The 8,632-nt window shown below is 53.7% G+C and carries 7 protein-coding genes; 4 read left to right on the forward strand and 3 right to left on the reverse strand.

Annotation, left to right across the window (positions count from 1 at the left end):
• Positions 1-544: 544 nt before the first annotated feature.
• Both HMPREF1493_RS06735 and HMPREF1493_RS06740 read right to left on the reverse strand, forming a co-directional pair.
• Positions 545-1,357 (reverse strand): PHP domain-containing protein, encoded by an 813-nt coding sequence (locus HMPREF1493_RS06735; protein ID WP_035428881.1) that lies wholly within the window; start codon positions 1,355-1,357, stop codon positions 545-547.
• Between the two features lie 101 nt (positions 1,358-1,458).
• Positions 1,459-2,238, reverse strand: coding sequence for an exodeoxyribonuclease III (locus tag HMPREF1493_RS06740; RefSeq protein ID WP_035428882.1), 780 nt, complete (start codon positions 2,236-2,238; stop codon positions 1,459-1,461).
• A gap of 204 nt (positions 2,239-2,442) precedes the next feature.
• Here HMPREF1493_RS06740 and folP point away from each other — a divergent pair, with 204 nt between their 5' ends.
• On the forward strand, positions 2,443-3,915 hold the full coding sequence (gene folP / locus HMPREF1493_RS06745; protein WP_035428883.1) for a dihydropteroate synthase: 1,473 nt from the start codon (positions 2,443-2,445) through the stop codon (positions 3,913-3,915).
• Positions 3,906-4,634, forward strand: a complete 729-nt coding sequence (locus HMPREF1493_RS06750) for a hypothetical protein (RefSeq protein WP_035428884.1) — start codon at positions 3,906-3,908, stop codon at positions 4,632-4,634. Before folP ends, HMPREF1493_RS06750 begins: the two co-directional genes overlap by 10 nt.
• A gap of 50 nt (positions 4,635-4,684) precedes the next feature.
• Here HMPREF1493_RS06750 and HMPREF1493_RS06755 read toward each other — a convergent pair whose 3' ends face one another.
• Positions 4,685-5,467 (reverse strand): type III pantothenate kinase, encoded by a 783-nt coding sequence (locus tag HMPREF1493_RS06755; RefSeq protein WP_035428885.1) that lies wholly within the window; start codon positions 5,465-5,467, stop codon positions 4,685-4,687.
• Between the two features lie 307 nt (positions 5,468-5,774).
• On the opposite strand from HMPREF1493_RS06755, the gene rpmE reads away from it, so the two are divergent.
• Together rpmE and dnaX are read left to right on the forward strand one after the other, a co-directional pair.
• A complete protein-coding gene (gene rpmE / locus HMPREF1493_RS06760) occupies positions 5,775-6,182 on the forward strand; it encodes a 50S ribosomal protein L31 (RefSeq protein WP_035428886.1) in 408 nt (135 codons plus the stop codon).
• Between the two features lie 133 nt (positions 6,183-6,315).
• A partial coding sequence (gene dnaX / locus HMPREF1493_RS06765; RefSeq protein WP_051485346.1) for a DNA polymerase III subunit gamma/tau occupies positions 6,316-8,632 on the forward strand: 2,317 nt, incomplete at its 3' end.

Genomic DNA, 8,632 nt, shown 5'->3' on the forward strand with positions numbered 1-8,632 from the left:
ATGGACATAAGAAATGGGAGGCAGTTCATATGCGGGTGATTATGATTCTGCAGCGTGTTAGCGTCGACTTTTAGGCCTGGCGAACAAAATAGCGTAGCTTTGGTAGGTTCTGCCGAAGAATCGACATGTTCCTAATCAAGATAGCCAGGCAGCCAGGCGGTCACACTACCTGATATGCATATCTATGCATAAACTTCATCTAATATGCTTAAACATGAATAGACTTATATAAGAAATTTAACTATAGATGAATTCTGTATCTACGGAACACACCTAATTCAGATATTCTGCTCAGATGCGGGCATTTTACACATCTAATAAAGATAATCTGCATGTTTGTGGCAATTTCTGCGTCATGTATACGTCTTTTTGACAGATTATCTGACTTAGGTGTGTTTTGAACTGACTCCTATTTCTCGTGTCTAAGAAATGGGAGGCAGTTCAAAGCCGCGTGAAAACGCGGCTTTGTTTCTTTGTGCAATGTTGTTGTGAGCTGCAGCCGTTCGAACAGCGCGACGCCTTAGTTGCAGTGCTCGTGCCTGGCTTAGTATCCCTGCTTAGAAGCTGGAATCTTAGCGTCAGCGATGGTGCTCAAAAACGTTTGGGCATCGCGACAAGCCATAAGCTCCTCAGGGAAGTCAACCTCTTCCAGCAGCTTGATAACAGAATGTGCGTCAGCAATGCGGGTTGCAATGTGAGCGTCTGAGCCAAAAGAAAGCTTGCATCCCAGCTCAGCGCAGGTCTCTGCAATCACACGGCAACGCTCAATAGCAACCTCACGCTGGCCTTCATCGTGTGTGGCCTCGTTCATCTCGATGAGCTTACCGCGATCGCGACACTCTCTGACAAGCGCCGGAACATCAAAATCTAAACCGCTGCGACCAAGGTGACCAAGAATCAAAACATGTGGATTATCCAGTGCATTTACATACATTTGGGTAATCTGCTTCTGCGAGGCACCGGCAGCCCACTGCTTACTATGAATACTAGCAACCGCATAATCGCAGGTACCTAGGATGTGCTCGCCAAGAATATGAGGCTGACGGAGTTTATCGCCATTAATACCCTGGTCAAACGTAATATCGTAGGCAAACAGGTTGCCCTCAAGGTCAACAATATCAACCTCAGCGCCGTGAAGCAGCCTGACGCCGTACCAGGTCTCTGGCCAAATAGCGGTGTTCATATAGAACTGAAAGTTCTTGATAGTCTGCTGGTCATACAGCATGGACGAGAAGTGATCGGTGATTCCAAGCAGCTCATAGCCACGCTCAGAAGCTGCACGAACGTTCTCCTCAACGGTTGAATAGGCGTGCCTCGAGTACAGACTGTGAGTATGAACGTCGCAAGTAATGCGCATGACGTGCTCCTTTGAATTCCAATCGACAACTCTAGTTAATCACGGCTGCCATCATGAGGCAACCCTGGCGAGAAGACCAGTCTTCTCGCTACCTGCGCGTACTACAGCTCAATGCTCAGCTCAACAGGACAGTGGTCGCTGCCGTAGACCTCGCTCAAGATGGATGCGCTTTTGACCTGCTCAGCAATGCGATCGGAGACCAGGAAGTAGTCGATGCGCCAGCCGGCGTTGTTCTTGCGAGCGTTGAAGCGGTAGCTCCACCAGCTGTAAGCGCCGGTCATGTCGGGATGGCGATACCTAAATGTATCGGTAAAGCCTGCGTCCAACAGCTTAGTAAAGCTTTCTCGCTCCTCATCAGAGAAGCCTGCGTTTTGCCTGTTAGACGATGGGTTCTTAAGGTCAATCTCGTTGTGAGCAACGTTAAAATCGCCGCAGGTAATTACTGGTTTTTGCTCAGACAGCTCAGCTAAGAACTCGCGATAGTGCTGATCCCACTCAAGACGCTCGTCCAAGCGCGCAAGCTGGTCTTTTGAATTTGGCGTGTATACGCACACAAACCAGAACTTCTCAAACTCCAGCGCACAAACGCGACCTTCGTCGTCAGCAACGGGGCATCCAATCTGACGAATTACCTGCAGAGGGGTTTCTCGCGAGAAAACCGCTGTGCCCGAATACCCCTTTCTATCTGCGTAGTTCCAGGTCTGAACGTAGCCAGGGAGGTCCAGCTCAACCTGGCCTTCTTGCAGCTTAGTCTCTTGAAGTGCAAATACATCAGCATTTATGGTTTCAAAAATTTCCGTGAACGAAGGCTCTTTCTTGAGCACGGCACGCAGACCGTTAACGTTCCAGGAAATTAGCTTGTACTCTCGAGTATCGCTCATAACTCCTCTTTCATACTACGACCTGGTGGTTTAGGTCGCAGTGGATTCGTATCACAGTAGCCGCGAGTAACGCGCGTTCCACGCTCCAGTTACGGCGCCAAGCGGTGCGTTTGCGGCAATAAACTTTCAATAAATCCATGGTATACGACTAGTAGCCACCAATACCGCTACAATAGAAACATTCATAGCTGGCAAGGAGGATTCATGCTTCGTCAAAGCTACAACACCTGGCAATGTGGAACTCACACTATCTCGTTGGCGCGTCCTAGGATTATGGGCGTTCTCAACGTCACTCCAGACTCGTTCTCTGATGGCGGAAAGAACTTTGATCCAGATGCTGCAATTGCACGCGGTCTACAGATGCTGGATGAAGGCGCTGACATCATTGACGTTGGGGGAGAGTCTACTCGACCAGGTCACACACCTGTTCTGCCTACAGAAGAGGCTGAGCGCGTAGTACCTGTGGTGCGCGCGTTGGTAGCTGCTGGAGCAATTGTCTCCATCGACACGCGTCACGCCGAGGTAGCAAAGATGTGCGTCCGTCTTGGAGCATCCATCATCAACGACGTTTCCGGCTTCACCGATCCAGAGATGGTTGCCGTAGCTGCGGAGTCTGACTGCGGCTGCATTGTGATGCACTGGAATAAGGACGGCCTTGGAGCTCGTGTTGAGCGCAAGCAGGTGCAGCTGGACGACATGCGCCCTTCTCGCCCTACTGGTAGTGCAGCTGCTCGAGCCGCAGCTACAGGAGCCGAGACACGCACGCTGAGCTCGCAGCGCCGTTTTACCCTGCCTGAAGAGGCGCCTATCATGCGCCAGATTATGGGCTTTTTGGGCGACCAGGCTCGCGGTTTGATGCGCGCTGGCGTTTCCAAGGACCGCATCTGCATTGACCCAGGTCCAGGCTTTGACAAGTTTGCTGACGAGGACGTTGTTATTCAGCGTGCTACTCGCTCGATGGTTTCTATGGGATATCCACTGCTCTGCGCCGTGTCCAGAAAGCGCTTTGTCGGCGCTGTTTCTGGCGTAACTGAGGCTACGCAGCGCGACGCAGCTACGCATGCAATTTGCATTGCCGCAATCACCAACGGTGCCCGTATCCTGCGCGTTCACGATGTTGCGGGAACCGCTCAGGCTATCAACGCTTACTGGGCTATGACCGAGCGCGATCCTCGTCAGGGATTTGTGGCGCTTGGCTCCAACGTAGGCGACCGCGTGGGTTATCTGGCTCGCGCAACGCAGCTCATCGATGAGATTCCTCTGACCTGCGTTGTTTCTCTCAGCCACGCCTACGAAACTGAGCCTGCATACGGTATTGCTACACCCGTGGTAAACGCCGTTGCCGAGATTAGAACTGAGCTCCATCCGCTGGTGCTGATGGATAAGTTGCTTGAGGTAGAGAACGCTCTCAACCGCACACGCAAGAAAGGCGAGGAGGGCCATGGACCTCGCACTATCGACTGTGACCTTCTGTGGGTTGAGGGCGAACAACACGCAGGTAAACACCTCACTTTGCCTCATCCACGCATGGGCGAGCGCGATTACGTGCTTGTGCCTATGGAGGACCTGATGCATGATCCGGTGCGCTTCTTCTCGCACGGAGGTGTGGAGATTGCCCCTCCTGACCAGCGTGTTGGTCACGTAACTGAGGATTTGGGAGTCATTACGTGGGAGTAGCACAGGAAGCTTTAGAGCTAGCACGTGGCGGCGCACAAACGGGCGAGTTTGTATTCCGCGTCTCTGACGTGCAGGAATGTGCTGCATCTGGCCAAGAGGACTGCTCCGAATCGGCTTGTGCTCCGGCATCAGCGCACCCATCATCTGGCGAGAAACCCTTTGAGATTGCAACCGTTGTGCGTCTTGGCGTCTCGATGCCGTATGTACCTGCCGTTCCATACGTTGTAGCGCTGGGACTTTGTCAGTTCTTGCGTGCGCTAGATGAGAACTTTGGCATTTGTTGGCCTTACGATATCTGCTATAAAGACCAGGTAGTGGCCTCAATCAAGGCAACCGCAGGCTATCAAGAGGGAATGTTTGCTGTGGTGAGTATTGTCGCAGACGTCAAGGCGCTGAGCTCAGCGTTTGGCGTTGCGGGCAATACAGAACTTCTCGCCAAAAAGGTCTCTGAACTGGTAGTTCAGAGCGTAGGCGTGTGGGAGCAGCAAGTTAAGCGTGCAAGGAGTTTTGCGGGACCTATCGCACTGATTTTGAGCGACTACTTTGATATGGTTCCTCTGCTTGGACAGCAGGTCTACAAGGTATACCCCAGTGGTAACGTTGCGCTGACCGCTCGATTTGGCGGCATTGACGTGTGGGGTCATGCCATCCTTGTTGACCAGGACGGTAAAGAAATCCTTGTGAGTGAGGACGAAGCTTCTGTTGTGCCAGCGGTTTAACCGCCGGTTTAGCTGCTGGTTTAACTGCGGTAACGCGGCTGCGGCGTCAATTATTTGGCAGCCTGAGTGGACTGCTTCCAAATCAGATAAATGCCACGCATAGTAAGCTGCGGATCAACCACGTCAAAGACATCTGTTGCTTCGCTAACGGTGTTTGCCAGACCACCCGTTGCAATAACAGTCGCACCCTCAATACCAGGCTCTTTGAGCGTTCTGGCAACCAGACCCTCTGCCTGAGCGGCGGCGCCTACTACAATACCTGCCTGAACAGCGCTTTCTGTAGTGTTGCCCAAGACAGTTTCGGGAGCCTTGATAGGAATGCTGGAGAGCTTAGCTGCGCGCGCAAACAGAGCGTTTGCAGAGATCATAATACCTGGTGAAATAGCGCCTCCGCGGAATACTCCGTCCTTATCGACAACGTCCAAATTGGTTGCGGTGCCAAAATCAACCACAATAACTGGATAGCCGTAGCGCTCAGTTGCGGCAACAGAATTTGCTACGCGGTCGGCGCCTACAAGCTCGGGGTGGGGGATATTGAAGCGAATCTTATCCGTGGAAAGCGCGTTAATGCGGGTCAGAGGCTTGTTGAGAAGCAGCTCAAAGCAGCGCTGCCAAGCACGTGTAATAACAGGAACCACGCACGAAAGTCCACCCGCCTCAACGTCGTCTAGGTTCAGTCCATCTTTCTGGAAGAACGTGAAGAGGCGGCCGTGCAGAATGTCGGAGGTGTCGCTTTGATCGGTAGGCATTCTCCAGCCGCGCACCATAGTGCCTTCGCTGTCAAATAAACCAATGGCAGTTTGCGTGTTACCTACATCAATCGATAAAAACATTATGCCTCCAAGGGCTGTAGACCAGCTTTTTATGACGTATTGGATTTTAGCCCATTGGACACATCTCTAAAGTTGTCGTGTGCAAGAAAAAAGTTGTTTCGCAGTTGTCGCATAGTTGTCGCATCGTTGTTGCACAGTTGTCGTACACAAGAATTATCTGCACAAAATATGAATTTCTCGCCAAGTACTTCTAGCAACAGAAGGGTTGTTCTGCTATACTTTTTCAGCTTATTGTCTTGATTGAGCACGTGCTCATAAAGACACCCCTGCTCTGGTCGGAAACCAGAGCCGATGTAAGGAGTCCTGCATGAAGCAAGGTATTCATCCAGAGTACGTAGAGTGCACCGTTCGTTGCACCTGCGGAAACACCTGGACCACACACGCAACTGTTCCAGAGATGCGTCTTGACCTCTGCGACAAGTGCCACCCATTCTATACGGGTCAGCAGAAGCTTGTCGACACTGGTGGACGCGTCCAGCGCTTCGCCGACAAGTTCGGTGGCGCAGCAAACGCTGCTCTCGAGGCTGCTAAGGCTGCCAAGGAGGCAAAGGCTGCTAAGGCTGCTGAGCAGGAGGCTGCTCGTAAGGCTGCTGCTGAGGCTAAGGCTGCTGAGAAGGCAAAGCGTGCTGCTGAGTTCGCAAAGAACGCACCAGCTGCAGAGCCAGAGGCTGAGGCTGAGGCCGAGGCACCTGCAACCGAAGAGGCTGCAGAGTAGCAGGTATTTGCTCGCGCAAAGACCGCAGAGTACAGAATCGGGGTGGCTTCGGCTGCCCCGTTTTTGTTTGGCGAGAAACCCTCTTAGCTCAGAGGGTATACTTGAAAGTGAAAAATCTGCCGTCGGAGGACGAATGGAATCACTGTATACAAAGTATCGCCCGCAAACGTTTGAGCAGGTAGTTGGCCAGAAGCATGTGGTCGGCACTCTTGAGCGAGCGGTCTTGGAGCAAAAGCTCAGCCACGCATACCTGTTCTGCGGACCTCGCGGCACAGGTAAGACCACTATGGCTCGCCTGCTGGCAAAAGCTATCCTTTGTCACGAGGCGCCTGGTCATCTGCCCGACGGCACTTGCGAGGACTGCCAGTTGATTGCTGCAGGTCAGCATCCAGATGTCTTTGAGATTGACGCCGCCTCTAACACCGGCGTTGATAACGTGCGAGAAGAGATTATTTCTCGCGCTAGTTACGCTCCCGTGCGTGGCAAGGGCAAGGTCTACATCATCGATGAGGTGCACATGCTTACCTCGGCGGCGTTTAACGCACTGCTCAAGACGTTGGAGGAGCCTCCTTCGCATGTGACGTTTATCATGTGTACCACCGACCCTCAGAAAATTCTTGCAACTATTCTGTCCCGCGTGCAGCGCTTTGACTTCCGTTCCATTGCTGCTGACGAGATGGCAGAGCACCTGGTCACCGTCTGCAAAAACGAGGGCTTTACCTACGAAGACGCAGCTATTGATCTTATTGTTCGTCATGCACGCGGTGGCATGCGTGATGCTCTTTCTTCTCTTGAGCAGCTCTCCGTTTATGGTGGCGGCGTTATTTCTGAGCAGACGGTTCGCGACGTTTTGGGTCAGTCATCCGGTTCTCTTATTAACAATGCCGCGATGGCTCTGGCTCAGCGCGACATTTCCTCGCTCTTTACCACGGTAAACACGCTGTTTGAAGGCGGTAAAGATCTGCTGCAGTTCACGCGCGAGCTTGCCGTTCACGTAAGAGATCTCTACATTGCCGCAGCTGTAGGCGTTGATTCTCCAGCGCTGGCAAATTCCACCGCATCAACCGAGCAGCTTACCAAAGAGGCTCAGGCCTTTGGTTCGGTTGATAGGCTCTCCAGAGTCCTGACTGTTCTGGGTGACGCCGCAAATCAGATGCGCACTGCCGTGAACCAGCGACTTGTTCTAGAGGTTGCGTTTACCAAGCTGGCGCGTCCTAACACGGAGCTTTCATTGGAAGCACTGGCCGACAGGCTAGCAGTTCTTGAGCAGCAGCTAGCAAGCGGTGTTGTTGCTGTTTCTGCTGGCGAGAAACCCGCAGCTCCCGCACCTGCTCCGGTACCACAGCCAGCTCCTGTTGCCGTGCCGGCTCCCGTCCCTGCATCCGCACCAGCGGCGGCTTCAGCACCCACACCACAGGCGGCTCCCGCTCCAGTTGCAACTCCAGAGCCAGCTCCAGCTCCGGCACCTGCACCAGTCGCTGTGCCTGCATCTGCGCCAGCTCCAACACCGCAGCCTGCACCAGCACCCGCAGCCGCGCCAGCTCCGCAACCAGCGCCTGCGCCTGCTCCAAAAGAAGTTGACCAGGCAGACGCACTTCTCGTCAGACAGTGGAAAGAAGTCGGCAAGGTTTGTGCGTCTAAGAACGCCGCTCATGCAGCCCTGCTGGTCAGCTCAACGCTTGAGTCCGACGATGGCTCTGAGCTGGTAGTTACGCTGCCAAAGGGCTCTTCGTTTGCTATGAGGATGCTCAGCGCGCCAGCAGTTTCTGAGTTTGTAAAAGAGTGCGTTGCCCAGGTTATGGGCCCGCGTCGCATCAAATATGTTGAGTCGAGCCTTGCCGCAACGGCAATCTCTCGAGAAAAACGTGCAGCTCAAATGCCGGCTCCAGCTCCTGCACCCGCGCCTGCAATTCCAGTGGCTCCTGCTGCGCCCGTCACACCAGCTCCTGAGCCAGTTGCGCAGCCCGCTCCTGCCGCTGTTCCCGCTCAGGTACCTGTGTCTGCTCCAGCGCCTGCAGCTCCCGATGCACCAGCGCCAGAGGCGTCATATCCGATGCCTTGGGATGAGCCTGCGTCTGGCAGTGCGCCTACTGAGGCTTTCGACTACGATCAGGTACCTTACAGCGATGACGATGTAGCTGCGGTTTTGGATGATTCCGCTGAAGATGTCGCTTCAGCTCCAGTCGCGCCTACGCCCGCACCCGCGGCTCCAGTTGCACCCGCACCAGCGCCTGCACCTGCAGCGCCTGCGCCTGCACCAGCGGCTCCAGTTGCACCCGCACCAGCACCTGCACCTGCAGCGCCTGAACCCGAACCAGTTCCGGCTCCAAAGCCTGCTCCAGTACCAGCTTCACCAGAGGATATTGCTGCTCGTTCAGCGCTTCCACCAGAGCTCAACAGCGTGGCAGATATGCTTGAAAAGGTATTTGGACCAGCGGTTTCTTTGTCGG

Source organism: Atopobium sp. ICM42b (assembly GCA_000564995.1).
Classification (GTDB): domain Bacteria; phylum Actinomycetota; class Coriobacteriia; order Coriobacteriales; family Atopobiaceae; genus Lancefieldella.